24 protein-coding genes are annotated in these 24,412 nt (G+C 72.7%); 15 read left to right on the top strand and 9 right to left on the bottom strand.

The features are described from left to right. Positions 1-90: 90 nt before the first annotated feature. Together RM555_RS20780 and RM555_RS20775 are read right to left on the bottom strand one after the other, a co-directional pair. Positions 91-780, bottom strand: coding sequence for a hypothetical protein (locus tag RM555_RS20780; RefSeq protein ID WP_311413302.1), 690 nt, complete (start codon positions 778-780; stop codon positions 91-93). 27 nt (positions 781-807) lie between these two features. After that, entirely contained in the window at positions 808-1,314 is a 507-nt protein-coding gene (locus tag RM555_RS20775) for a peroxiredoxin (protein ID WP_311413301.1), read from the bottom strand. 117 nt (positions 1,315-1,431) lie between these two features. On the opposite strand from RM555_RS20775, the gene RM555_RS20770 reads away from it, so the two are divergent. The 8 genes from RM555_RS20770 (at position 1,432) to RM555_RS20735 (ending at position 11,617) form a co-directional block, all read left to right on the top strand. Then, on the top strand, positions 1,432-2,160 hold the full coding sequence (locus tag RM555_RS20770; protein ID WP_311413300.1) for an SDR family oxidoreductase: 729 nt from the start codon (positions 1,432-1,434) through the stop codon (positions 2,158-2,160). A 50-nt stretch (positions 2,161-2,210) separates the two neighbouring features. Beyond that, positions 2,211-2,951, top strand: a complete 741-nt coding sequence (locus RM555_RS20765) for a class I SAM-dependent methyltransferase (protein ID WP_311413299.1) — start codon at positions 2,211-2,213, stop codon at positions 2,949-2,951. 115 nt (positions 2,952-3,066) lie between these two features. Beyond that, positions 3,067-4,407 carry an SWIM zinc finger family protein gene (locus RM555_RS20760; RefSeq protein WP_311413298.1) on the top strand — a complete coding sequence of 447 codons (1,341 nt, stop codon included), beginning with the start codon at positions 3,067-3,069 and terminating at the stop codon, positions 4,405-4,407. Then, positions 4,404-7,067, top strand: coding sequence for a DUF6493 family protein (locus tag RM555_RS20755; RefSeq protein WP_311413297.1), 2,664 nt, complete (start codon positions 4,404-4,406; stop codon positions 7,065-7,067). Before RM555_RS20760 ends, RM555_RS20755 begins: the two co-directional genes overlap by 4 nt. A gap of 135 nt (positions 7,068-7,202) precedes the next feature. Continuing rightward, the gene (locus RM555_RS20750; RefSeq protein ID WP_311413296.1) at positions 7,203-7,652 is read left to right on the top strand and encodes a helix-turn-helix transcriptional regulator; all 450 of its coding nucleotides are present in this window, start codon (positions 7,203-7,205) and stop codon (positions 7,650-7,652) included. 5 nt (positions 7,653-7,657) lie between these two features. Further along, positions 7,658-8,068 carry a VOC family protein gene (locus tag RM555_RS20745; RefSeq protein WP_311413295.1) on the top strand — a complete coding sequence of 137 codons (411 nt, stop codon included), beginning with the start codon at positions 7,658-7,660 and terminating at the stop codon, positions 8,066-8,068. A 72-nt stretch (positions 8,069-8,140) separates the two neighbouring features. Further along, positions 8,141-10,528, top strand: a complete 2,388-nt coding sequence (locus tag RM555_RS20740) for an excinuclease ABC subunit UvrA (protein ID WP_311413294.1) — start codon at positions 8,141-8,143, stop codon at positions 10,526-10,528. Positions 10,529-10,690: 162 nt separating this feature from the next. Further along, the gene (locus RM555_RS20735) at positions 10,691-11,617 is read left to right on the top strand and encodes an alpha/beta fold hydrolase (protein WP_311413293.1); all 927 of its coding nucleotides are present in this window, start codon (positions 10,691-10,693) and stop codon (positions 11,615-11,617) included. A 17-nt stretch (positions 11,618-11,634) separates the two neighbouring features. Here RM555_RS20735 and RM555_RS20730 read toward each other — a convergent pair whose 3' ends face one another. Further along, positions 11,635-12,228: an AAA family ATPase gene (locus RM555_RS20730; protein WP_311413292.1), complete on the bottom strand. Its 594-nt coding sequence runs from the start codon at positions 12,226-12,228 to the stop codon at positions 11,635-11,637. A gap of 57 nt (positions 12,229-12,285) precedes the next feature. Between RM555_RS20730 and RM555_RS20725 the strand changes: the two genes are divergently transcribed. Then, positions 12,286-13,296, top strand: coding sequence for a tyrosine-type recombinase/integrase (locus RM555_RS20725; RefSeq protein WP_311413291.1), 1,011 nt, complete (start codon positions 12,286-12,288; stop codon positions 13,294-13,296). Between the two features lie 113 nt (positions 13,297-13,409). On the opposite strand, the gene RM555_RS20720 is transcribed toward RM555_RS20725, so the two are convergent. After that, on the bottom strand, positions 13,410-14,276 hold the full coding sequence (locus RM555_RS20720) for a bifunctional 5,10-methylenetetrahydrofolate dehydrogenase/5,10-methenyltetrahydrofolate cyclohydrolase (protein ID WP_311413290.1): 867 nt from the start codon (positions 14,274-14,276) through the stop codon (positions 13,410-13,412). A 240-nt stretch (positions 14,277-14,516) separates the two neighbouring features. Here RM555_RS20720 and RM555_RS20715 point away from each other — a divergent pair, with 240 nt between their 5' ends. Beyond that, a complete protein-coding gene (locus RM555_RS20715) occupies positions 14,517-15,671 on the top strand; it encodes a carboxylate-amine ligase (protein WP_311413289.1) in 1,155 nt (384 codons plus the stop codon). A gap of 99 nt (positions 15,672-15,770) precedes the next feature. On the opposite strand, the gene RM555_RS20710 is transcribed toward RM555_RS20715, so the two are convergent. Beyond that, a complete protein-coding gene (locus RM555_RS20710; RefSeq protein ID WP_311413288.1) occupies positions 15,771-17,351 on the bottom strand; it encodes an NAD(P)-binding domain-containing protein in 1,581 nt (526 codons plus the stop codon). 103 nt (positions 17,352-17,454) lie between these two features. Continuing rightward, positions 17,455-18,234, bottom strand: coding sequence for an endonuclease/exonuclease/phosphatase family protein (locus RM555_RS20705; RefSeq protein ID WP_311413287.1), 780 nt, complete (start codon positions 18,232-18,234; stop codon positions 17,455-17,457). A 198-nt stretch (positions 18,235-18,432) separates the two neighbouring features. On the opposite strand from RM555_RS20705, the gene RM555_RS20700 reads away from it, so the two are divergent. Then, complete coding sequence (locus RM555_RS20700) at positions 18,433-19,206, top strand: sulfite exporter TauE/SafE family protein (protein WP_396888819.1); 774 nt, start codon at positions 18,433-18,435, stop codon at positions 19,204-19,206. 44 nt (positions 19,207-19,250) lie between these two features. Here RM555_RS20700 and RM555_RS20695 read toward each other — a convergent pair whose 3' ends face one another. Beyond that, on the bottom strand, positions 19,251-19,862 hold the full coding sequence (locus RM555_RS20695; protein WP_311413285.1) for a malonic semialdehyde reductase: 612 nt from the start codon (positions 19,860-19,862) through the stop codon (positions 19,251-19,253). A gap of 100 nt (positions 19,863-19,962) precedes the next feature. Between RM555_RS20695 and RM555_RS20690 the strand changes: the two genes are divergently transcribed. Next, a complete protein-coding gene (locus RM555_RS20690) occupies positions 19,963-20,331 on the top strand; it encodes a winged helix-turn-helix transcriptional regulator (protein WP_311413284.1) in 369 nt (122 codons plus the stop codon). A 54-nt stretch (positions 20,332-20,385) separates the two neighbouring features. Further along, entirely contained in the window at positions 20,386-21,162 is a 777-nt protein-coding gene (locus tag RM555_RS20685) for a GNAT family N-acetyltransferase (RefSeq protein ID WP_311413283.1), read from the top strand. 58 nt (positions 21,163-21,220) lie between these two features. Here RM555_RS20685 and def read toward each other — a convergent pair whose 3' ends face one another. Together def and RM555_RS20675 are read right to left on the bottom strand one after the other, a co-directional pair. Beyond that, positions 21,221-21,730 carry a peptide deformylase gene (def, locus tag RM555_RS20680; RefSeq protein ID WP_311413282.1) on the bottom strand — a complete coding sequence of 170 codons (510 nt, stop codon included), beginning with the start codon at positions 21,728-21,730 and terminating at the stop codon, positions 21,221-21,223. 10 nt (positions 21,731-21,740) lie between these two features. Next, positions 21,741-22,529: a TetR/AcrR family transcriptional regulator gene (locus RM555_RS20675; protein WP_311413281.1), complete on the bottom strand. Its 789-nt coding sequence runs from the start codon at positions 22,527-22,529 to the stop codon at positions 21,741-21,743. A gap of 73 nt (positions 22,530-22,602) precedes the next feature. Here RM555_RS20675 and RM555_RS20670 point away from each other — a divergent pair, with 73 nt between their 5' ends. Beyond that, on the top strand, positions 22,603-23,583 hold the full coding sequence (locus tag RM555_RS20670; protein WP_311413280.1) for an ATP-binding cassette domain-containing protein: 981 nt from the start codon (positions 22,603-22,605) through the stop codon (positions 23,581-23,583). Continuing rightward, positions 23,580-24,398 (top strand): ABC transporter permease, encoded by an 819-nt coding sequence (locus RM555_RS20665; RefSeq protein WP_311413279.1) that lies wholly within the window; start codon positions 23,580-23,582, stop codon positions 24,396-24,398. Before RM555_RS20670 ends, RM555_RS20665 begins: the two co-directional genes overlap by 4 nt. Positions 24,399-24,412 lie beyond the last annotated feature (14 nt).

Genomic DNA, 24,412 nt, shown 5'->3' with positions numbered 1-24,412 from the left:
ACCGGACGCGTCGGCAGGCTCGTCGACCAGCACACCCGCCCGCGCCGGCGGGGCGAGCGGCACCGCCACCCACCCCGCCGGCCGTCCGCGTCAGCGCGCCTCGCGCAGCTCCGCCAGACGCGCCTCGATCTCCGCCAGCTCCGCGCGCAGCTTCTCCGCCTGCTGCTCCGCCTCGGCCCGCTCGGCCGCCATGATCTGCTCCACCGCCTCATGCACGCCCGGCACGTCCACCAGCGCCACCATCCGCAGCGCCTCCGCCGGCTTCACCACGTACGGCTTCGCCAGCGACTTGCTGCCCTGCTGGGCCGCGACCGTCCACTCACCGTCGGCGTACGCCAACGTCACCGTCAGCCCCGCCGGCCCCTTCGGCTTCACGGCCTTCACCGCCTTACGCGCCGGGGCGGGCTTCGCCTCCACCGACTCCACCTTCGGCTCCTCCCGCCGCTGCTGCGGCACCCGGTCCAACACGAACTCCGGCTCCGCCGGCGCCGCCGGCTCGGGCTCCGGCGTCTCCGGCTGCGGCTCCGCCGCCTTACGCCCGGCGCCGCGCGGGGCCACCGCCACGTCAGCGGGGGAGAAGGGCAACTCGTCGCGACCGAACCGGACCACCACGAACTCGTCCGACACGGCCGGGTCGGTCAGCTCCACCACCTGACCCACCTGCCCGGCGATCTGACCCGCCGAGGCGGTGAACACCACCTTCGGCTTGCGGCCCGCCGCCAGCGCCTCCCGGATGCTCTGCACCTCGTCAGTGGACAAACCCTGGCCAGCGGCACCCATCAGCAACCTCTTCCCTCGTACACCTGTTCAGACGCCTGCCTTGATACCAGCCCACGCCGACAAGCGGAAGATCAACCCCCCCAGCGCCCGCAACGCCGCGTCCGCGTGGTCGTTCATGTTCAGCTCACTGTGGACCACCTCGACGATCCGCCGGTCGGTGCCGATCACGAACGTCATCCGCCGCGTGCTCAGCGCACCCAACGGCAGCCGCCGCCGCACCCCGAACAGGTCGGCGACCGTACCGTCGACGTCCGACAGCAGGGGATAGTCGAACCCGTGCCGGCGGGAGAACTCCGCCTGCTTCTCCACCGGATCCCGGCTGATGCCCACCCGCGTCGCGCCCACCGCCGCGAACTCCGCCGCCAGGTCCCGGAAGTGGCAGCTCTCCGCCGTGCACCCCCGCGTCAACGCCGCCGGATAGAAGAACAACACCACCGGACCCGTGGCCAGGAACTCCGACAGCCGCCGCGGCGTACCCGTCTCGTCGGGCAACTCGAAGTCCCGCACCACGTCACCGACACCCACACCCGCCACCGCGCACCTCCACGTCACCGTCCACCGACGCGCCCGAGCCTATGCGCCCACCCACCGGCCCGCCCCACGCCGCCCGCCGGTAGCGTCGGCCCCGCAGCCACGACAGGGGAGAGGCACATGCGACCGGTCACCGTCATCACCGGCGGCAGCCGCGGCATCGGCGCCGCCACCGCCCGCCGCCTCGCCCACGCCGGACACCACGTCGCCTTCAGCTACCGCCGCGACCGCGCCGCCGCCACCGCCGTGCTCGCCGACATCGAAGCCACCGGCGTACGCGGCCTCGCCGTACCCGCCGACACCCGCGACCCCGAGCAGGTCACCGCCCTGTTCGACGCCGCCGCCGACCTCGGCCCGATCACCGGCCTGGTCAACAACGCCGGCGTCACCAGCCCCATCGGCGCATTCGTCGACCTCGACCCGGCCGACCTGCGCCACGTCGTCGACGTCAACCTCATCGGCTACGTCCTCTGCGCCCAGCAGGCCGCCCGCCGCATGGACCGCGGCGCCGCCATCGTCAACGTCTCCTCCGTCGCCGCCACCCTCGGCAGCCCCGGCGAGTACGTCCACTACGCCGCCGTCAAGGCCGCCACCGACACCCTCACCACCGGCCTCGCCAAGGAACTCGCCCCCCGCGGCATCCGCGTCAACGCCGTCGCCCCCGGCATCATCCGCACCGACATCCACGCCCTCTCCGGCCAACCCGACCGCCCCGACCGGGCCGCCGCCCGCATCCCACTGGGCCGCCCCGGCGAACCCGACGAGGTCGCCGGCGCCATCGCCTGGCTGCTCGGCCCCGACGCCAGCTACACCACCGGCACCGTCCTGCGCGTCGCCGGCGGCCTCTGACCCCGTCCGCCGCACCCCGAACCGTCACCGTCCGTGCGACGATGCGCGCTGTGACCGGTGTCTTCGGCGACGTCGCCGACCTCTACGACGACGCACGTCCCGACTACCCGAGCGCCCTCGCCGACCTCATCCGCGACTACCACGGCGGCACCCCCGCCACGGTCACCGAGATCGGCGCCGGCACCGGCAAAGGCACCGCCGTGCTGCTGCGCCTCGGCACGCCCGTCACCTGCGTCGAACCCGACCCCCGCATGACCGCCCGACTCACCGCCACCTTCCCGCAGATCCACCCCGTCACCGACACCTTCGAGCGGTGGCAGCCACCCACCGGCGGCGTACCCCTGCTCGCCTGCGCGTTGGCCTGGCACTGGCTCGACCCGGCCACCCGCAACCCACGCGCCCACGACGCCCTCACCCCCGGCGGCACCCTCGCCGTCTTCGGCCACGAATACGGCTACGCCGACCCCGAGCACGCCCGCGCCGTCGACACCACGCTGCGCGGCGTCGACCCCACCGCCACCCGCCGCCGCACCGACTGGTTCCACCAGGACATCACCGACAGCGGCCTGTTCACCGACGTACGCGCCCACACCCTGCACCGCGACCTCACCCTGACCACCGACGGCTACCTGCGCCTGCTGCGGACCTTCGGCCCGTACCGGCAGCGCACCGCCGCGCAGCAGACCCGGGCGGCCACCGCGATGCGCACCCTCGTGGACGGCTTCGGCGGCAGCGTCGTGCTGCGCCTGCGCACCACCCTCGTCCTCGCCCGCCGCCCCCACCGACCCTGATGCCACCGACCGTCCCACCCGGCACCCCGACGGCGCATCCCGCTGGGTCACGCAACCCGCCGGCCGCGCCGGCATGCCGGGTTGCTGTCGGTGGGCTCCTCTACCGTCCGCCGACGTGAGCGCAACGCAGACGTACCGGTACCTCGGATCCTCCACCCTCGCACGCGGCGGCCTCGGCCTGCAGACCAGCGGCGGGCCCACACCCCACCCCCGGTTCTTCACCGGGTTCCTCACCACGCCCCAGGCGGCGGCCGTCGGCCTGCTCGCCGTCGCCGAGGTCGCCCGGACCCGCTACCACCGACCCGTCAGCCCCGCCAGCCTCGACCCGGTGGTCACCGGCAGCCGCGACCGGCTCCGGTTCGAATCCTTCTCCGGCTGCTGCGGCGTCTACGCCCGCCTCGACACCCTGCCCGCCGGCCTCGACGGCGACATCATCGAGCACGGCACCACCAACGTCGACGTCAACAACCCACTGCGCGAGGCACTGGCCCGCGTCGGCGGCCTCGACCCGCTGCACCTGTCCGTCGGCCCCGACGACCTGACCGTCTCCACCATGGACGGCCCGATCGTGGAGAAGAAGGTCCCTCTCCCGGCGCGCTGGCTGCGCGGCTTCGCCGAGGTGCAGATCCTCTCCGCCGCCTTCGAACCCCGCGCCGAGATCCCCGCCACCGAGGCGGCCACGTTCCTACGCCGACTACCCACCACCAACGACCGGTCGGTGCTCTGGGCGGTGCCGGCCGGCCGGTCCCTGCGACTGACCTCCCGACCCGTTCCCGGCGCCGTCTGCCTGGCCGGAGCGAGCCGACTGACCGCCCTACGCGGCATGCTGCGCTTCGCCGAGACCCTGCGCGTGTACGGACCCACCGTCGCCACCGGCTCGGCACCCGTACCGAGCACCTGGGAACTGGACACCGGCGCCCTGCGCCTCTCCCTCACCCTCTCACCCGAGCCGTACCGCGGATTCTCCGGCGAAGGCGCCGCCCTCACCGCCCTGGCCGGCGACGACGTCGTCGACGACGCCGACCTCGTCGCCGCCGTACTCTCCTGGGACCCCACCATCGACGTCGACCGGCTGGCCACCGACACCGCCATCGACCCGGCCCGCGTCCGCGCCGCGCTCGCCCAACTCGGCACCGCCGGCCGCGTCGGCTACGACGTCGCCGAAGCCGCGTACTTCCATCGGGTCATGCCCTACGACGCGGGCCGCGCCGAACGCGACAACCCGCGCCTGGTTGGCGCGCGGGCGCTGCGCGACGCCGGAGCCGTCCACCTCGACACCGCCACCACCGCCGCCGTCCACAGCGGCGACCAGGTCTACCGGGTCCGCCAACTGCCCGGCGGCGACCTCACCTGCACCTGCCCCTGGTGGGCCAAGCACCGCGGCCAACGGGGACCGTGCCGGCACGCGCTGGCCACCCGGATGTCGACCGCCGAGCGGGCGGAGGAGCGGGTGTGAGACACGCACAGCAGGCGTTCCTCAAGAGCACGGTACGACGGCAACGGGAACTGGCCGCCGGCGGCACCAGCGACCTGTTCGACCTCATCCAGAACAGCTCCGCCGGGCAGATCGTGGCGGCCCTGGCCGACCTGCCCGAACAGCGCCGCCGGGAGATCGGCGCCGACCTGACGACCTGGTTCAGGCAGCGCCACCGCACCACCTGGTGGACCGCCGGCTCCGGCACCGCCCTGGCAGTCGCCGTCGTCGGCTGCCTACCCACCGCCGCACAGGCCGCGACGATCCTCGCCCGCAACACGGTCAACCCCCACGGCGAACGCGCCGCCGCCCTGATGACCAAGGTCGCCGAGGACCGCGGCATCACCTGGCTCGGCGACCTCGCGCACCGGCTGGCCACGAAGGTCAACCAGCAGACCGGCATCGAACACTGGCGCTTCCTCACCGCGCTGCTACGGGCCACGGCAACGACACCACCGGCCAACGACCGGTTCGTCGAACTGTGGCTGAACTCGCTACAACTGCCGCAGCGGGGGCACGCCGGCCCACCGGCACCCCTGACCGCACGGCTCCGCGACGACCCGTTCCTCCACGCCATGCTGCCCCGCCTGTTCGAGATCGACGGCCTCGGCACCCGCATGACGTTCGACGAGGTCACCACGAACTGGCCCGAACGACGACGGCACATCCTGCCGACCGCCCTGGCCCGACTCGCCGCCGAAGGCACCATCGACCGGACGTTCCTGATCGACGCCTCCATCGGCCGGCTCCTGCGCGGCGACCGGGCGGCCGCCCTGCGCGCCTTCACCATCCTGCTCACCGAACTCCAACCCACCACCACCGAGGTCGCCACCCGCGCCACCGACTACCTCCGCCTGCTCACCGACGCACCGGCCCCGGCCGCCACCATCGCGCAGAAGGCCCTACGGGACCTGCCCGACCTCCAGATCGACACCATCCTCGACACCTCCCGCGACGTGCTGCTCCGACCGGACAAGGCACTCGTCAAAGCCCAGCTCACCTGGCTCGACCGCCTGGCCCGCCAACACCGCGACCGGGCGGCCCAGGTCGCCGAGGTCATCGCCGTCGCCGCCGAACACCCCGCCGTCGAGCTACGCGACCGCGCCAACACCCTGGCCACCCGCCACGGACACGACCCGACGGCGGGCGGCATCGGCCCAGCGAAGGCCCGGCCACGCGGCGACGACCTGCCCCCGCCCGCACCACCGGCGCCGGCACCCACCCTCATCACCGACGTCGACGAACTCGCCGAGGAGGTCGCCGCCCTGCTCGGCACCCAGTCGCAGGGCACACCGCTGGACCGCATCCTCGACGCGCTGGTCCGGCTCACCGCCACCGACGGCGCCCGGGTGCACGCCGCCCTCGCCCCCGTCGTCGAACGCTGCCACTGGTCCTGGGGCAACGCACGCGTCGACGACCCCCTCTCCCTGTGCGAGGTGGTCGTCGACGTCCTCACCACCGCCCCGACCACCGACCAGCAGGCCCGCCGCCGCAGCCGGTGGGACACACTGCTCACCGCGCTGCGCCGCACCGACCGGCAGACACCGCAGCCGGAACTGGTCACCACCGACCCCCGGGTGCCCGCACCGCACCGGCTGCTCCGCGCCCGCCTCGCCGAGATCGGCGCCCACCTCAACGAACCCGGACACCCCGGCCTGCTCGCCACCCCCACCCACGCCAACGGCGCCCTCGACCCACTCGCCCTGATCGAGCGCCTCGCGGCCCTCGGCGACCGCACAGCCTGGCACTGGGACCTCACCCAGGCCCTGCTGCGCCTGCCCGCCGACACCGACGAGACGGTCGCCGGCAAGGCGGCGGCGCTGGGCACCCCGGCGGGGGAGCGGCTCGCCGCCTGGCTCCGCGCCGGCGGACTGCCACCACCCGTCATGCGCGTCACCACCCTCACCCGGCGACCCCGCAGGAACGGCTACGACTGGGAGCACGACCAACTACCGCCGAAACGCATGGCGGTCGAGCTGCGCCCACCCGACGGCTACGACGACCGGTACGGACTGCTGACCGTCGACCCCGCACCGATCGGTGTCGAACACTCCGACTGGGCGAACCTGTGGCCGTCGATCCTGCCGGGGCACCGCGCAGTGGTCGCCGCGTACGCCCTGCCGATCGTGGCCGCCACCGCGGACATGGACCAACGCGGCGGCACGACCATGCTGCCGCTGCTCGCCGAGAGCACCGGCCCCGGCGGAGCGGCCCTCGACCTCGCCCTGTCCTACGGACTCGCGGCCCGCCACGGCACCGACCGGATCGCCGCCCTGGACGCCCTGCTCAACCTCGCCGCAGCCGGGCAGCTCGACCCCACCGCCACGGGCGGACACCTCGGCCGACTCGTCGCCGGGCAACTGGTGAAACTGTCCAGGGCACTCGAACCCCTACGCGACGCCGCCCAGGCCGGAGCACCGCTGACCGTGTGGCGACTGGTCGCCGCCGCACTGCCCCCGGTGCTCGCCGCGCCCCAGCCCCCGCGCGGCCTGCCGGACCTGCTGAGCCTAGCGGCCGAGACGGCCGGCACGACCGGCGTCCGCATCGAGGTGCCCGGCCTGGCCGACGTCGCCGGCCGGGGCGGATCGAGCCGCCTCGTCACCGAGGCCCGACGCCTACGCCGCGCGCTCGACACGGCCTGACCCGTCGCTCGCCCCAGCACCCCGGAAACCACCCGCCGCAGCCGCTCGGGGCGTACGGCGTGCCGTCGCGGCACCGCGACGGCACGCCGCCGGTCCTGCTGGGCAACCCCGGCGCCACGTGGCACGATCTTGCAGGTGACCAGCAGAGACGCCGCCGAACAGCACCTACGCGACCTCGCCCGGCTGCGCCGCGTCCGCGACCGCATCGACCACGAGTACGCCAAGCCGCTCGACGTCGAGGCGCTCGCCCGGGGCGCCAACATGTCGGCCGGGCACCTCAGCCGCCAGTTCCGGCAGGCGTACGGCGAGTCGCCGTACGCCTACCTCATGACCCGGCGCATCGAACGCGCCATGGCGCTGCTGCGCCGCGGCGACCTCAGCGTCACCGAAGTCTGCTTCGCCGTCGGCTGCTCCTCGCTGGGCACCTTCAGCACCCGCTTCACCGAACTGGTCGGCGTGCCGCCGAGCACCTACCGCGCCCGCACAGCTCACGCGCCGGCGGAGATGCCCGCGTGCATCGCGAAACAGGTGACCAGACCGATCAGGAATCGAGAAGCACGCGCCAGGCGGCCGCAACTAGCCTGACCGGCATGGACATCACCATTCACTACGCCTTCCTCCCGCACACCGACGCGGACGCCGCCCTGAGCTTCTACCGCGACACCCTCGGCTTCGAGGTCCGCAACGACGTCGGATACGACGGCATGCGCTGGCTCACCGTCGGCCCCGCCAACCAGCCCGGCACGTCCATCGTCCTGCACCCGCCGGCCGCCGAGCCCGGCATCACCGACGACGAACGCCGCACCATCCTCGAACTCATCGCCAAGGGCAGCTACGGCGCCATCACCCTGGCCACCGACGACCTCGACGGCCTCTTCGACCGGCTGCAGGCCAGCGGCGCCGACGTCGTCCAGGAGCCGACCGAGCAGCCGTACGGCGTGCGCGACTGCGCCTTCCGCGACCCCACGGGCAACCTCATCCGCATCAACGAGCTGCGCTGAGCCCTCCGGCGCACCCAGACACCACCCAGACAAACCTCGACGCGGGGGCCCCGCGCAGCAGATGGAGACACGATGAGCACCGCCACGGGGACGGACACCCAGGCACCCACCCACATCGCCGACAGCCACGACCTGATCCGCGTGCAGGGCGCCCGCGTGAACAACCTCAAGGACGTCAGCGTCGACATCCCGAAACGCCGCCTCACGGTCTTCACCGGCGTCTCCGGCTCGGGCAAGAGCTCACTGGTGTTCGGCACCATCGCCGCCGAGTCACAGCGGATGATCAACGAAACCTACAGCGCCTTCCTACAGGGCTTCATGCCGTCACTCACCCGACCGGAGGTCGACCTGCTGGAAGGGCTCACCACGGCGATCATCGTCGACCAGGAACGGATGGGCGCCAACCCCCGATCCACCGTCGGCACCGCCACCGACGCCAACGCCATGCTGCGCATCCTGTTCAGCCGCCTCGGCCAACCCCACATCGGCTCGCCCAACGCGTACTCCTTCAACATCCCCACCGTCCGGGCCAGCGGCGCGATCACCGTCGAACGCGGCACCAAGACCAAGGCCGAGAAGGCGACGTTCCACCGCCTCGGCGGCATGTGCCCCCGCTGCGAGGGCATGGGCACCGTCAACGACATCGACCTGACCGCCCTCTACGACGCCAGCAAGTCACTCAACGAGGGCGCCCTCACCATCCCCGGCTACAGCATGGACGGCTGGTACGGGCGCATCTTCCGCGGCTGCGGCTACTTCGACCCCGACAAGCCGATCAGCAAGTTCACCAAGAAGGAACTGCACGACCTGCTCCACCGCGAACCCACCAAGATCAAAATCGACGGCATCAACCTGACCTACGTCGGCATCATCCCGCAGATCCAGAAGTCCTTCCTCGCCAAGGACGTCGACGCCCTCCAACCCCACATCCGCGCCTTCGTCGAGCGCGCCGTGACCTTCCAGACCTGCCCGGACTGCGACGGAACCCGACTCAGCCCGGAAGCCCGCTCGTCGAAGATCAACGGCAAGAGCATCGCCGACGTCTGCGCCATGCAGATCAGCGACCTCGCCGAATGGGTACGCGACCTCGACGAACCCTCGGTGGCCCCCCTGCTCAAGGGCCTGCAACACCTCCTCGACTCGTTCACCCAGATCGGCCTGGGCTACCTCTCACTCGACCGCCCATCGGGCACCCTGTCCGGGGGAGAGGCACAACGCACCAAGATGATCCGCCACCTCGGCTCGTCCCTCACCGACGTCACCTACGTCTTCGACGAACCCACCATCGGCCTGCACCCACACGACATCGAACGGATGAACAACCTGCTGCTGCAACTGCGCGACAAGGGCAACACCGTCCTCGTCGTCGAACACAAACCCGAGACCATCACCATCGCCGACCACGTCGTCGACCTCGGCCCCGGCGCCGGCACCCACGGCGGCACGGTCTGCTTCGAAGGCACCGTGGAAGAACTGCGGGGCAGCGACACCGTCACCGGCCGCCACCTCGACGACCGGGCCGCCGTCAAGAAGACCGTACGCACGCCCACCGCCGCACTCGAGATCTGCGGCGCGACCGAACACAACCTGCGCGACGTCGACGTCGACATCCCGCTCGGCGTACTGTGCGTCATCACCGGCGTCGCCGGCTCCGGCAAGAGTTCACTGATCCACGGCTCCGTCGCCGGCCGCGAAGGCGTCGTCGTCATCGACCAGGGCGCCATCCGCGGCTCACGACGGAGCAACCCCGCGACGTACACCGGCCTGCTCGACCCGATCCGCAAGGCGTTCGCGAAGGCCAACGGCGTCAAGCCCGCACTGTTCAGCGCCAACTCCGAAGGCGCCTGCCCCACCTGCAACGGCGCCGGCGTCATCTACACCGACCTCGGTGTCATGGCGACCGTCGAGACCACCTGCGAGGAATGCGGCGGCAAACGGTTCCAGGCGGCCGTCCTGGAGTACACGCTCGGCGGCCGCAACATCGCCGAGGTGCTCGCCATGTCCGTGGCCGACGCCGAGGAGTTCTTCGGCACCGGCGACGCGCGCATCCCCGCCGCCCACGCCGTCCTGAACCGCCTCGCCGACGTCGGACTGGGCTACCTCAGCCTCGGCCAACCCCTCACCACGCTCTCCGGCGGCGAACGGCAGCGCCTCAAGCTCGCCACCCACATGGCCGAGAAGGGCGGCGTCTACGTCCTCGACGAACCGACCACCGGCCTGCACCTCGCCGACGTCGAACAACTGCTCGCCCTGCTCGACCGGCTCGTCGACTCCGGCAAGTCGGTCATCGTCATCGAGCACCACCAGGCGGTCATGGCACACGCCGACTGGATCATCGACCTCGGCCCCGGCGCCGGCCACGACGGCGGCCGGATCGTCTTCGAGGGCACCCCCGCCGACCTCGTCGCCAAGCGGTCCACCCTCACCGGCGAACACCTCGCCGCCTACGTCGGCGCCTGAGCAAGGCCGCCGGCGGGCACCGGTCCGGCGGGCGCTCCCGCGCTGCGCCGGGCCGGGCTCGCCAATCGCGCCGACTGCGAACGCTCCTCGCCTTCATGGCGGCGGGGGAGCAGCGCCCGGCGGGCCGGGATCCGGCCGCTCGGCATGCGTACGCTCGCGTCCATGCCGACCGCGATGATCGAGATGGACGACGGTGCACAGCTGCGCACCTGGACCACCGGCTCGCCGGAGCACGCCGACATCCCCTTGGTCTTCCTGCACGGGGGGCCGGGGCTGCCGGACTATCTCGGACCGGTCGCCGCCCTGGTCGAAGACCTGTGCCTGGTCCACCGCTACGACCAGCGAGGCACAGGCGGATCGGCCTGGGCGGGGGAGCACACGATCGCCCGCCACGTCCGGGACCTGGCGCTGTTGCTCGACGCGTGGGGACACGACCGGGCGGTCCTGGTGGGGCACTCGTTCGGAACCAACATGGCCGGCTACTTCACGCTGGCGCATCCCGAGCGCGTGGCGGGATCGATACAGATCGCCGGGCCCTTCCTGGACCCCTGGCGGGACGCCGACCGGGCGGCGCAGCGAGCACGACGCACCGACGAGCAGCAGGACAGGTTCGACGAACTCGAAGCGATCGCATCGCGCACCGACGCCGAAGAGATCGAGTACCTCACCCTGGCGTGGTTCACCGACCACGCCGACCGGGCTCGGGCATGGGACTGGGCGCTGGCATCGGCCCGCGCGCTGCGACCCGTCAACTACGCGATGAACAGCCAGCTCAACGCCGCGAAGAGGGCGGACCCGCTCGAATCGCACGTGGATGAGCTCCGCGAGCGCCTTCCCGCCGGCACCGTGATCATCGGTGGGGCAGACGACAGCCGTCCCGCCGAGGCCCTGCGACGACTGGGAGCACGCCTGGGGTGCGAGGTCGTCCTCATCCCGGACGCGGGACACCATCCCTGGCTGGAGGCGCCGGAACAGTTCAGCGCGGCGTTCCGCGCCGCGGTGACGAGAGCGTGCCTGACGAATCACCGGGACGCGGCGAAGGCGCGGCGCCATAGGCCTCGAAACCACAGGCAGGCCGACTGTGGTTAGTGATTCGATAATGTACATTATGTAAAGTAGACCGGATCGGGCCCTCCCTCGGCCCGGTCCGACGGCAGGTCGGCGAGGCGCCGCAGGTGCGCCTCCACCAGCGCGACCCGCGCCCGTACCGGCGCGGGCGGCACTGCGATCAGGCGGTGTCCGTGCGCCCGGTAGACCTCCTCGTGCACGCGGGCGAACGCCAGCGAATCGGCGTAGCCGATCCGGCGGGCGGCACTCGGTGTCACGAAGCCCAGCGGCTCTACCAGGAACACCTGCCGCTGGTAGGCGCCGTCGCGCAGCACCCGCCGCACCTCCTCGGTGAGCGCGCGCCCCGGCGGGCGCCCCAGATGCCGCGCGAGGGCCAACGTGCACAGCGGCGAGCGGTCGTGGACCTGCACCGACCCGTACGCCCCGGGCGCCTCGCGGCGCTCCCGCTGGAGCCGCGCGACGGCGTCGACGAAGCCTGCCTCCCGCCACGGTTCGGCGACGCCCCGCCCCTGCTGGGCAGCGATGACGTCGGTGGCCGCCTCGGCGACGACGTCCCACCCGCGTCGGTGCAGCGCGTCGGCGAGTGTCGTCTTGCCCGCCCCCGGCGCACCCGTCAGTACGTACCGCCGCATGCTCTCCCCCTCTCCCGCCGTTGCCGGCGAACCCGAAAATGCTGCATAATATCCCTTATGCATGACAAACAGGACGAATCGGTACAGCGGCTCATCGAGGAGTTCCTGACGGCCCGCGCGACCCGCAAGCCCTCCCCCCACACGCTGGAGGCGTACCGGCGGGACCTGCGCGCCGTCGCCGCGCTGGCGGCCGAGGAGAGCACCCCTCCCCTCCCCCTCGACGCGCTGCCCGTCGCCGCCCTCACCGCCCGCGTCATGCGCGCGGCATTCGCCCGGTTCGCCGCTCCCCGCGCGGCCGCGTCGGTGCACCGGGCGTGGTCCACCTGGAACAGCTTCTTCTCCTTCCTGGTCGCCGACGGGGTGGTCGCCGGCAACCCGATGCCGGCGGTCGGTCGTCCCCGGGCGCCTCTCCCCCAGCCCAAGCCGCTGCGCGGCGCGGACACCCCTGAGCAGTTGCTCGCCTCGGTGGCCCGGCAGGAGGGCCGGCAGCGCGACCCGTGGCCGGAGCGCGATCTGGCGGTGCTGGCGTTGGCGCTCTGCGCGGGGTTGCGGCTGTCGGAGCTGCTGGCGCTGCGGGTGGGGTCGTTGACGGGCCGTGCGGGCGAGCGGCGGGTCGACGTGGCCGGCAAGGGTGGGCGGCCGAGGGTGGTGCCGATCGAGCCGGAGCTGGACGGGGTGCTGGTGGGCTACCTGGACAGCCGGGTGCGGCGGTTCGGGTCGCGTACGGTGCGGCCGGACGCGGCGCTGTTGGTGGACCGTCAGGGTGAGCCGTTGCGCCGGGGCGGGCTGCAGTACCTGGTGGAGTCCTGCTACCGGCGGGCGGGCATCACCGACCGGGTGCCGCGGGGGGCGCGGTTGCACGCGTTGCGGCACACCTTCGCGACGCGGTTGGCGGAGGACGGGGCGAGCGCGGCGGAGATCATGCGGTTGCTGGGTCACGCGTCGTTGGCGTCGTCGCAGACGTACATCGAGGTGACGGCCGGACAACAGCGCGACGCGGTGCGGTCCAACCGTACCAATCGGGCGTTGGCGGGGTTGGTGGCGGCGGAGCGCGACGGGCGGTCGTGAGGCGGGGCCCGGCGGGTGTCGTCGCGTCCGGCGCTGCCGGGGTCTTACGACGGGCCCTGGGGTGGCCGGCGGTGGTCCGGGCGTCGAGGTCGTCGACGCCCGGTCCGGGGTGGTCAGGCGTTGCCGGTGGCGCGGCGGGCGGCGTCGAGGGCGTTGCGGAAGAGCATGGCGACGGTGGTGGGGCCGACGCCGCCGACGCGGGGGGTGATGGCGCCGGCGACGTCGGCGCAGGTTTCGGCGACGTCGGGCAGGAGGCGGCGGCCTTCGTAGCGGACGCCGCCGCCGATGACGACGGCGCCGGGGCGGACGTGTTCGGGTTGGATGATGCCGGGGACGCCGGCGGCGGCGATGAGGATGTCGGCGCGTCGGGTGTGGGTGGCCCAGTCGGGGACGCCGGTGTGCACGACGGTGACGGCGGCGTTGGCGGTGGGTCGTTTCTGGGTGAGCAGCAGGGCGAGGGGGCGGCCGAGGGTGGCGCCGCGGCCGAGGATGACGACGTCGCGGCCGGCGACGGGGATGTCGTGGAAGGCGAGCAGGGCTTCGATGCCGGCGGGTGTGCAGGGCAGGGGTCCGGGCAGGCCGAGGGCGAGGCGTCCCATGTTGAGGGGGTGCATGCCGTCGACGTCGAGGTCGGGGTCCATGGTCTGCAGGGCGCGGTCGTAGTCGAGGTGTGCGGGGATGGGGTGCTGGATGAGCAGGCCGTGCACGTCGGGTGCGGTGTTGAAGTCGGCGATGGCGTGGTGCAGGTCGGCCTGGGTGGCGGTGGCGGGCAGGTGTACGTGGGGTGAGGCGAAGCCGAGTTCGCTGGCCTGGCGTTGCTTGATGCGGATGTAGCCGGCGCTGGCGTCGTCGTCGCCGACGAGGATGGTGGCGAGGCCGGGGGTGGTGCCTGCGGCGCGTAGTGCGGTGACGCCGGCGGCGACGTCGGTGAGGATGTGGTCGGCGACGGGGGTGCCGGGCAGGAGTCGGGCGGTGGGCATGGTGCTCCTCTGGCGGCGGGGCCCAGGCGGTCGACCTCCGCGCGTGGAGCTCCCCGATGGTTTGGTGCCCATCCTCTGGCCGCCAGTCGCGTCTGGGGTCAGCTTGCCACAGGGGGTCGGGTGTGGTGTGTCCCGGTGGTGGTTGCGGCGTCGGCGTGCTGACTGTGGGTGTCCCGTTGGTCACTGGTTCGGGCTACCCTGTCGGCCTGTCGGTGTCGGGCGCTCGCCCGGGTGTCGTGAGTGGAGGCCGTGGTGCCGGTGCTGGTCGGCGGGGATGGTGTGGTGTCGGGTCCGCGGTTGGGGGTGGAGGAGGAGTTCCTGCTGGTGGATCCGGTGAGTCGGGGTGTGGTGCCGGGGGCGGGGGCGGTGGTGGATCGGGCGGTGGCGCGGTTGGGTTCGCGGGTGTCGGGTGAGATCACGACGTTGCATGTGGAGACCAGGACGGATCCGACGGCGTCGGTGCGGGGGTTGTTGGAGCAGTTGGTGCAGGCGCGGCGGGTGGTGGCGGAGTGCGCGGCGGTCGACGGGTTGCGGATCGTGGCGACCGGTACGCCGGTGTTGCCGGGTGCGACGTCGCCGCCGGTGACGCGGGGGCCGCGGCAGGATCGGGGTACGGCGACGTTCCGGGGGTTGCACGACGAGTTGGCGATCTGTGCGTTGCATGTGCACGTGGAGTTGCCGGATCGGGAGCGGGCGTTGCTGGTGAGTAATCATCTGCGGGCGTATCTGCCGTTGTTGATCGCGTTGACGGCGAATTCGCCGTACTGGGAGGGGCGGGATTCGGGTTATGCGGGTTGGCGGTCGATGATCTGGTCGCGGTGGCCGGTGGCGGGGCCGCCGCCGCGGTTCACGTCGGTGGCTCACTACGAGCGGGTGGTGGAGATGTTGTCGGCGGCGGGGGCGGTGGTGGATCCGGGGACGTTGTTCTGGGACATCCGGCCGTCGGTGACGTATCCGACGTTGGAGGTGCGGGTGTCGGACGTGCCGGTGTCGGCGTGGGAGTCGGCGTTGGTGGCGGCGTTGGTGCGGGCGTTGGTGGTGCGGGGGTTGGAGGCGGTGGACCGGGGTGATCACGGTCCGGAGTTGCCCGGGGAGTGGCTGCGGGCGGCGTACTGGCGGGCGGCGCGGGACGGGTTGGAGGGTGCGCTGCTGGAGGTCGGTACGGGCCGGTTGCGTCCGGCGCGGGAGGTGTTGGGTGAGGTGGTCGCCTGGTTGGCGCCGGTGTTGCGGGCGGGTGGGGACGAGGAGCTGGTGCGGGGGTGGTTGGGGCGGTTGCTGGCGGTGGGCAGTGGTGCGGTGCGGCAGCGGGAGGCGGCGGCTCGTCGGGGTCGGCTCACGGACGTGGTGGATTTCCTGGTCGCGGAGACGGCGGTGGACGCGCGGCAGCCGGCGTAGCCGCGTCGGACGGGGGTGCGCGGGCCCGGGTGCCGGCGTGGTGGCGGGTGCCTCTGCGGATCGCCGTGCGCGACCGGGCCTCCACCGGCGTGGTGGGGGTCAGCGGTCGCGGTGCAGTTCGCGGGTGAAGTAGTCGCGCAGGGGTGTGACGTGGCGGTCGGGGCGGCGCCATTCGGCGAGCAGGTCTTCGAGGAGGTGGAGTTCGTCGACGAGGGTGTCGCCGTGGTAGCGGCGGATGACGGGGTGGATGAAGGCGCTTTCGGCGGCGCGGTCGGGTTGGGGGTGGCGTTCGATGGCGAAGACGTCGCCGTAGTCGTCGCGGCCCCAGCGGAGGCTGACGGTGTAGTAGTGCGGGTGGTCGTGGAAGCGGGCGCGGACGTGGTCTTCGGGTAGGTCGGTGTAGTGGCGTAGCTGGCCGTGGGGGTCGACGACGAGGGCGTCGCAGAGGAATTCGAACTGGGTCCAGAGGGCGGAGCTCCAGTTGATCCGGTCGAGGACGAGGGTGGTGAGGGTGTCGGGGTCGGGGTCGACGAGGGTGTGTGGCAGGGGTACGCCGTCGTAGCGTTCGCGTAGCAGGGCGGTGAGGGTGCGCAGGTTGTAGCGGAATCCGTCGATGAAGGCGGAGGAGGCTTTCTTGAGGTCGCGGTCCTGGGCGAGGGTGCCGGCGAAGTAGAGGCCGTCGATGTTGGTGGACTGCCAGTCGCCGGTGGTGGTGGGCATGCGGCCGTTGGGGATCATGTCGGGTCGGCAGGTGGGGTCGAAGGGGCTGGTGTCCATGGTGAAGCCGGTGCAGCGCAGGACGGTTTCGTAGTCCATGACGGCGGTTTCGCCGTCGGCGTGGGTGTAGGTGAGGTGCACCTGGTAGCGGTTGTCGATGGGGCGGATCTCGTCGATGACGCAGTCGAGTACGGAGTGCAGGGTCTTGAACTGGTAGCTGTCGAGGACGGCGCCGTGGTGGCCGCGGACGTCTCCGGGGTGTTTGGTGTTCCAGGCCAGGCGTAGTGGGCGGGGGCTGGCGAGGTGGATCATGGCGGCGTGGCCGAGGATCGCGGAGGCGGTTTCGAACGCGGAGTTGCCCTTGCCGAGGATGAGGACGCGTTGGCCGGCGTAGTGGGCGGGGTCGGTGTGCATGTCCTCGTAGCCGGTGGCGTGTTCGATGCCGCGGATGTCGGGGATGTTGGGGCGGCCCCAGCCGGTGGCGACGATGAGGCAGTGGCAGTGCAGGACGCGGTCGGGGGTGTGGACGAGGAAGCCGTCGTCGAGGCGTTCGATCCGGTGGGCGGGGGTGTCGAAGCGTACGGCGAGCTGGTGGTAGCGCTGGAAGTCGGTGAGGTAGCGCACCATGTCGTCGGCGTGGGGGAAGTATTCGCTGCTGTACTTGGCGAAGGGCAGGTCGGCGGGTTCGTGTAGCAGGGAGTTCCAGTCCCAGCGCAGGCGGATCTCGGGGTCGGTGCTGGTGGTGTGGACCTTGTTGAGGGAGATGAGCCGGCGGTGGCGGGGGAAGTGGCGGAAGAATTCGGCGGGTGCGGGTGCGCGTTCGAGGGTGACGTAGTCGCAGCCGGCCTGTTGGAGGTAGTAGCTGAGTTGGATGCCGGCTGGTCCGGCTCCGATGATGACGTACCGGTGGTGTTCGGTGGTGGGGTCGTGGTGGCTCGTCGGGCCTGGGGTGGGTGCCGTCACGCCAGAGACCTTCGCCGATGTGGCGGGCTGGTGTCAACGCTGGGTGGGGTGACGGTGACGCGACTGCTGGTGAGGGGTGTCGTCTCCCCCGCCGGGTGTGCGGTCAGCCGAGGTCGACCAGGAGGGGGCGGTGGTCGGAGATGGTGGACAGGGGAGTGTGTACGGCGGTGACGGGTGGCAGCTGGTCGAGGCCGTGGCGGTCGGCGAGGATGTGGTCGAGTTGGACGCGGGGTTGCCCGGCGGGGTAGGTGGGGCGGCGGCCGAGGGGGTGCCAGCCGGTGAGGAGTCGGGCGGGGCCGGCGGGCAGGTTGAGGTCGCCGAGGAGGATGCGTGGGGCGGGCAGGGTGCGCAGGGCGCGGACGGTCTGGCGGAGTTGGTGGGCGTTCCAGCCGGGGACGAAGGACAGGTGGGTGGCGGCGACGGTGAGCCGTCCGTGTGGGGTGTCGAGGACGGCGGCGAGGACGACGCGGGGTTCGTCGCGCAGGAGGATGAGTCCGCCGCGGGGGCCGGGGACGTAGACGGGTGAGCGTACGGGGGCGGGGCGCAGTCGGGTGACCTGCCAGGTGTGGACGGGGTGGCGGGTGACGAGGCCGACGCCGTAGCAGGGTTCGCCGTGTCCGTCGTCGTCGTGGGTGAGGGGGCGGAACTGTTCGCCGGGGGTGCCGACGACGGCGGCGGCGAAGCGGTGTTCGCCGGCGTCGAGGGCGCGGGCGGCGATGGCGGTGAGGTCGAGTTTGCCGCTGCGGCTCTGGTCGCGGTCGACTTCCTGCAGGGCGAGGACGTCGGCGTCGAGGGCGGTGACGGCGGCGGTGAGCCGGTCGGGGTCGACGAGTCCGTCGGCGAGGGACCGGCCGTGCAGCAGGTTGAAGGTGGCCAGGCGCACGCTTGCACCCTACGTGGCCGTGGGAGGGTTGCCGGGTGTTGAAGGTGTTGTTGTGCTCGGTGCTGTTGTTCGTGGCGTTGTCGGCGGTGGGTGTGTGGCTGCGTCGGATGCGGGGTCGGTGACCTGGGGTTCTGGTGAGGCTGGCCACAGGCGGCGTCGTGGGGTGGGTGGTGGTGGGCAGAATGGCGGCCCGTGGATGTGGATCCCCTGTCGTTGACGACCCTGCTCGCCGCGGCCGCGATGGCCGGTTGGATCGACGCCGTGGTGGGCGGTGGTGGTCTGCTCCTGTTGCCGGTGTTGATGGTGGCGGCGCCGGGGATGCCGGTGGCGTCGGCGTTGGCCACGAACAAGTTGACGGCGATCGCGGGTACGACGACGGCGGCGGTGACGTACGCGCGGCGTACGAAGATCGACTGGGCGGTGGCGGGGCCGGCGGCGGGGTTGGCGATGTGTTGCGCCGGGGTGGGTGCGGCGTTGGCGGGGGCGGTGCCGGCGTCGGCGTACCGGCCGGTGGTGCTGGTGGTGCTGGTGTCGGTGGCGGCGTTCGTGGTGTTGCGTCCGCGGTTGGGGGTGGTGGCGCAGCCGCATCGGCGTACGCGGGTGCGGGTGGGTGTGGCGGTCGTGGTGGCCGGGGTGGGTATCGCCCTGTACGACGGGCTGGTGGGTCCGGGTACGGGGACGTTCCTGGTGGTGGCGTTCACGGCGCTGGTGGGGGCGGACTTCGTGCACGGCTCGGCGATGGCGAAGGTCGTGAACGTGGGCACGAACCTGGGGGCGTTGGCGGTGTTCGCGGCGACGGGGCACGTGTGGTGGTTGCTGGGGGCGGCGATGGCGGTGTGCAACATCGCGGGGGCGGCGTTGGGAGCGCGGATGGCGTTGCGGCGTGGCTCGGGTTTCGTGCGGGTGGTGTTGTTGGTGGTGGTGCTGGCGTTGGTCGGCAAGTTGGGCTTCGACCAGTGGGTGGCGGCCTGACGGGTCGCCACCCACTGCTCGTCGGTCCCCCGTTGGTGGCGGGGTCAGGCGTGTCGGACGACGTCGGTGTAGTCGAGGCGGGGCAGGCGGGGGAACCAGGCGTTTTCGCCGGGGCGGCCGATGTTGACCACGAGCAGGGTCTTCCAGGTGTTGTCGGCGAAGAACTCACGGTCGACGGCGGCGGCGTCGAAGCCGGCCATGGGGCCGGCGGCGAGGCCGGCGGCGCGGACGGCGAGCAGGAAGTAGCCGATCTGGAGGGTGGCGTTGAAGCGGGCCATGCGCTCGCGGGCCTCGGGCTTGCCGGCGAGGTCGTCGCGCATCTGGGGTCGGATGGGGAAGACCTGCGGGATGAACTCGTGGAAGTCGGTGTCGGCGGCGAGCACGGCGACCATGGGGGCGCTGGCGGTCTTGGCCTTGTTGCCGTCGCTCATGTGGGCGACCAGGCGGGTGCGGGCCTCGCCGGGGCGCACGTAGAGGATGCGCAGGGGCTGGGTGTTGGCGGCGGTGGGTGGGAACTTGGCGAGTTCGAAGATCGCCTGGAGGTGTTCGTCGGTGACCGGCTCGTCGGTGAAGGTGTTGGCGGTGCGGGCGTCGGTGAACAGCAGCGCCTGGGCCTCGGGGTCCAGGTTGATCAGGGGCGAGTGGACGTCGGTCATCGGGGTGTCTCCATCGAATCGGCTGACTTGCTTCGGTAACGGTAGCAGCTAGCTTTTTACTAGTCCCTTGTTCGGGGGATGTCCGCCGTATCCTGGGGTCATGACGGTCAGGCCACAGGTGGGCGACACGCCCCGCACGTGTGACGGGGGCGTCGCCCGGGCCTTCGCGTTTCTCGGCAAGCGGTGGAACGGCATGCTCCTGAGCACCCTCGCCGACGGGCCGGCCGGGTTCGCCGAGCTGGCCCGCGCCCTGCCCGGGATCAGCGAGTCGGTGCTCTCCGACCGGCTGGGCGAGCTCGTGCGGGTCGGGCTGGTCAGCCGCAGCGTCCGGCAGGGTCCCCCGGTGGGGGTGAGCTACGAGCTCACCGGGCCGGGCGCGGCGCTGCTGCCGGTGCTCGACGCGTTGGGCCGGTGGGCGCACGAGAACCTTCCCGCCGAGCCGGAGACGACCACGTCGCCGGGCTGCTGAGGACGCCCGGCGACCGGGCGGAGCACCCCGCGCCGGATGTGTGATCATCGGCGGATGCCGGTACGCGCCGAACACGACCGGACCGTCCTGGCCGCGCTGCTCGGGCGGGACCCGGTGCTGCACGCGTACCAGCTCGGTGACCTGGACGACTTCTTCTGGCCGTACACCTCCTGGTTCCGCCTCGACGAGGAGGTGGCGTTGCTCTACCACGGCGCGGACCCGCCCACGTTGCTGGCGTTCGCGGCCCCACCACGGGTGGAGCGGCTGGCGGCGCTGCTGCGCCAGCTGGCGCCGGTGCTGCCGGCCCGACTGTGGGCGCACCTGTCCCCCGGCCTGGAGCCGGCCCTGGCCGGGGTGTTCCGGATGGACGCGGCCGGCCCGCACCACCGGATGGCGTTGACCGACGCGGCGCGGTTGGACACGGTGGCCCCGGCGGGATCGGTGCTGGACGCCGGCGACCTACCGGCGCTGCGCCGGCTGTACGACGTGGCCTACCCGGGCAACTGGTTCGACCCGCGGATGCTCGACACCGGCCAGTACGTGGGCGTGCGCGACGGCGGTGAGCTGGTGGCGGTCGCCGGGGTGCACGTGTTCTCCCCCGCGTACCGGGTGGCGGCGCTGGGCAACGTGACCACCCATCCCCGGCTGCGCGGGCAGGGGCTGGCCGGTGCGGTGGTGGCCGCGCTCTGCCGGCGACTGCGTGAGCACGTCACGCACGTGACGCTCAACGTGAAGGCGGACAACGCGGCGGCGTTGCGGCTCTACGGACGGCTGGGCTTCACCCGGGTGGCCGACTACGGCGAGTACGCGCTGCGCGCCCACGACGGGTGAGCGCCCACGGTCGGCCGGCCGGGTGCGACGTCCCGGCCGGCGCGCCCCGCGGGCAGGGTCAGCCGCGGCGGCTGGGTGAGTCGAAGCGGCCGGCGCGGATCTCCCGCAGCGCCTTGCGGCGGGTGTCGCCGCGCAGGGTGTCGACGTAGAGGCGGCCCGCGAGGTGGTCGGTCTCGTGTTGCAGGGCCCGGGCGAGGAAGCCACTGCCGGAGATGGTCAGCGGCTCGCCGTGCTGGTCGAAGCCGTGGGCGGTGGCGTGCAGGGCGCGGGTGGTCGGGAAGTAGAGCCCCGGGATGGACAGGCAGCCCTCGTCGTCGTCCTGCAACTCCTCCGACAGCTCCAGCGTCGGGTTGACCAGGTGGCCGCGGTGGCCGTCGGCGTCGTAGACGAACACCTGGGCGTTGACGCCGATCTGGGGGGCGGCGACGCCGGCGCGGCCGGGGGCGCCGAGCAGGGTGTCCATCAGGTCGGTGACCAGGGCGCGCAGTTCGGCGTCGAAGCTGGTGACGGGCTCGCTGGGGGTGCGCAGCACGGGGTCACCGATGATCCTGATGGGGCGCATCGTCATGTCGGCCAGGTTATCGCTCGCCGGTCGTGGCGGTGGCGTCCGGGCGGGTGGCCACGAGGACCTCGATGCCGTCGAGGATGCGGGCCAGGCCGAACTCGAACGCGCCGTGGGGGTCGGCGGCGGCCTGGTACTCCTGGCCGGCGGCGGTGCCGACGCGGGCGGCGAGGGGGTAGCGGCGCGGGTCGAGGGCCTTCTCCAGGTAGGGGGCGTGGGCCTGCCACCACTGCTGCTCGGTCATGCCGGTGCGCGCGGCGGCCTGGGCGGCCTCCACGGCGCTGCGCACGGCGCCGTGGACGTAGCCGGAGACGAGGGTGACGACGGCGTCCATCTCCAGGTCGGTCAGGCCGATGCCGTCGACGGCGCGCAGTTCGTACTCGTAGCGGGCGATGACGTTGGGGCCCAGCGGGGGGCGGGTGGTGGCGACCTGCAGCAGCCAGGGGTGGCGCAGGTAGAGCGCCCAGGTCTCGCGGGCGACGTGGGTGAGCCGCTCCCGCCAGCCGCCGGGCACGTCGTCGGGGCGGGCGGTCTCGCCGTAGACGGTGTCGAGCATGACGTCGAGCAGTTCGCCCTTGCCGGGGACGTAGGTGTAGAGGGACATGGTGCCGACGCCGAGTCGTTCGGCGACGCGGCGCATGGACAGGGCGGCGAGGCCCTCGGCGTCGGCCACCTCGATGGCGGCGCGCACGATGCGGTCCACCGACAGGTCGGGCCGGCCCTTGCGGCTGGTGCGTTCGCGGGTACGCCAGAGCAGGGCGAGGCTGCGCGCGGGGTCGCCGGTGCCGCTGTACTCGGTCGTCATCCCGGCACTGTATCGTCCGCCGTACCGTATGGCGTACGGTACGGCGTACGGGTCGAGTGGGTGGAGGGCGCTGATGCACGACGACGAACCGGCCGTCGAGGCGGAGGGACTGCGCAAGCGCTACGGCGGCACGCAGGCCCTCGCCGGCCTCGACCTGACGGTGCCCGCCGGCACCGTGTGCGGCCTGCTCGGCCCCAACGGCGCGGGCAAGACCACGGCGGTACGGGTGCTGAGCACCCTGCTGCGGCCCGACGCCGGCGCGGCGCGGGTGGCCGGCGCCGACGTGCTGCGTCACCCCGAGCGGGTCCGTGCCCGCATCGGCCTGGTCGGCCAGCACGCCGCGCTCGACGAGGTGCTCAGCGGCCGGCAGAACCTGGTCCTGTTCGGCCGGCTGCACCACCTCGGCGGCGCGCGGGCCCGCGCCCGGGCCACCGACCTGCTCGCCCGCTTCGACCTCACCGACGCCGCCGACCGGCCGGTCGGCACGTACTCCGGCGGGATGCGCCGCCGCCTCGACCTCGCGGCGAGCCTGATCCTCGACCCGCCGGTGCTCTTCCTCGACGAGCCCACCACCGGCCTCGACCCGCGCGCCCGGGCGCAGGTGTGGGACGCGGTGCGCCGGCTCGTCGCCGGCGGCACCACCGTGCTGCTGACCACCCAGTACCTGGAGGAGGTCGACCAGCTCGCGCACACCGTCCGGGTCGTCGACGCCGGGCGGGTCATCGCCGACGGCACCCCGGAGCAGCTGAAGACCGCGCTCGGCGGCGACCGCGTCGACGTCGTGCTGACCCGCGCCGACGACCTGGACCGGGCGGTACGCGTCGTCGGCGCCGCCGTCGCCGCGGCCCCGCTCGTCGACGCGGCGGGCCTGCGCCTCAGCGTCGCCGTCACCGGGCGGGTGGCCGCGCTGGGCGCCGTGCTGCGGGCCCTCGACGACGCCGGCCTCACCGCCGCCGACGTCGCGGTGCGCCGCCCCACCCTCGACGAGGTGTTCCTGCGGCTCACCGACGACTCCCCCACCACCCACCCCGACGAGGACCGGGTGGGCGCGTGAGCACGACGGGGGTACGCCTTGCGCCGCAGCGCCTGCGCTGGGCCGTCGCCGACACCGTCACCCTCACCGGCCGGGCGCTGGCGCACTGGCGGCGCCAACCCGGGCAGTTCGTCGTCGGGCTGCTCTTCCCGGTGCTGATGGTGCTGATGTTCGGCTACCTGTTCGGCGGCGCGATGAGCGTGCCCGGCGGCGGCGACTACCGGGAGTTCCTGCTGCCCGGCATGTTCGCCATGACGATGCTCTTCGGCATCGAGTCGACGTACACGGCCGTGGCCACCGACACCGCGCGCGGCGTCACCGACCGGTTCCGGTCCCTGCCGATGACGCCCTCGGTGGTGCTCACCGGCCGGGCCGCCGCGGACCTGCTGCACTGCGCCGCCGCTCTGGCCGTCATGCTCGCCTGCGGGGTCGCCGTCGGCTGGCAGTGGCGGGCCGGGGCACCGGCGGCGCTGACCGCCGTCGGACTGCTCCTGCTGCTGCGCTTCGCCCTGATCTGGGTCGGCATCCACCTGGCGCTGGTGCTGCGCGCACCCGGGTCGGTGGTGGTGCTGCAGATCCTGGTCTGGCCGGTCGGATTCACCTCCAACGCGTTCGTCTCCCCCGACACCATGCCCGGCTGGCTCGCCGCCGTCGCCGGGTACAACCCGCTGTCGGCGACCGTCGCGGCCTGCCGGGAACTGTTCGGCAACCCCGGCTGGGGCGGCGAGTCGTTCGCCGCGCAGCACGCCGTCGCGCTCGCCGTGGCCTGGCCGCTGCTGCTGACGGCCGTGTTCGGGCCCCTGGCGGTACGCCGGTACCGCAGGCTCGGCCGGTGACGGGCACCCGAGCC

This window comes from Micromonospora reichwaldensis (assembly GCF_031845925.1).
In the GTDB taxonomy this organism is placed as follows: Bacteria; Actinomycetota; Actinomycetes; order Mycobacteriales; family Micromonosporaceae; genus Micromonospora; species Micromonospora reichwaldensis.
The sequence above is the reverse complement of the archived record's forward strand: the minus strand, read 5'-3'. Positions and strand labels throughout refer to the sequence as shown.

Coding starts and splice junctions, on each gene's coding strand:
- RM555_RS20780 (WP_311413302.1), bottom strand. CDS start 780: ATGGGTGCCGCTGGCCAGGGTTTGTCCACTGACGAGGTGCAGAGCATC.
- RM555_RS20770 (WP_311413300.1), top strand. CDS start 1,432: ATGCGACCGGTCACCGTCATCACCGGCGGCAGCCGCGGCATCGGCGCC.
- RM555_RS20745 (WP_311413295.1), top strand. CDS start 7,658: ATGGACATCACCATTCACTACGCCTTCCTCCCGCACACCGACGCGGAC.
- RM555_RS20740 (WP_311413294.1), top strand. CDS start 8,141: ATGAGCACCGCCACGGGGACGGACACCCAGGCACCCACCCACATCGCC.
- RM555_RS20735 (WP_311413293.1), top strand. CDS start 10,691: ATGCCGACCGCGATGATCGAGATGGACGACGGTGCACAGCTGCGCACC.
- RM555_RS20730 (WP_311413292.1), bottom strand. CDS start 12,228: ATGCGGCGGTACGTACTGACGGGTGCGCCGGGGGCGGGCAAGACGACA.
- RM555_RS20725 (WP_311413291.1), top strand. CDS start 12,286: ATGCATGACAAACAGGACGAATCGGTACAGCGGCTCATCGAGGAGTTC.
- RM555_RS20720 (WP_311413290.1), bottom strand. CDS start 14,276: ATGCCCACCGCCCGACTCCTGCCCGGCACCCCCGTCGCCGACCACATC.
- RM555_RS20695 (WP_311413285.1), bottom strand. CDS start 19,862: ATGACCGACGTCCACTCGCCCCTGATCAACCTGGACCCCGAGGCCCAG.
- RM555_RS20690 (WP_311413284.1), top strand. CDS start 19,963: ATGACGGTCAGGCCACAGGTGGGCGACACGCCCCGCACGTGTGACGGG.
- RM555_RS20685 (WP_311413283.1), top strand. CDS start 20,386: ATGCCGGTACGCGCCGAACACGACCGGACCGTCCTGGCCGCGCTGCTC.
- def (WP_311413282.1), bottom strand. CDS start 21,730: ATGACGATGCGCCCCATCAGGATCATCGGTGACCCCGTGCTGCGCACC.
- RM555_RS20675 (WP_311413281.1), bottom strand. CDS start 22,529: ATGACGACCGAGTACAGCGGCACCGGCGACCCCGCGCGCAGCCTCGCC.
- RM555_RS20670 (WP_311413280.1), top strand. CDS start 22,603: ATGCACGACGACGAACCGGCCGTCGAGGCGGAGGGACTGCGCAAGCGC.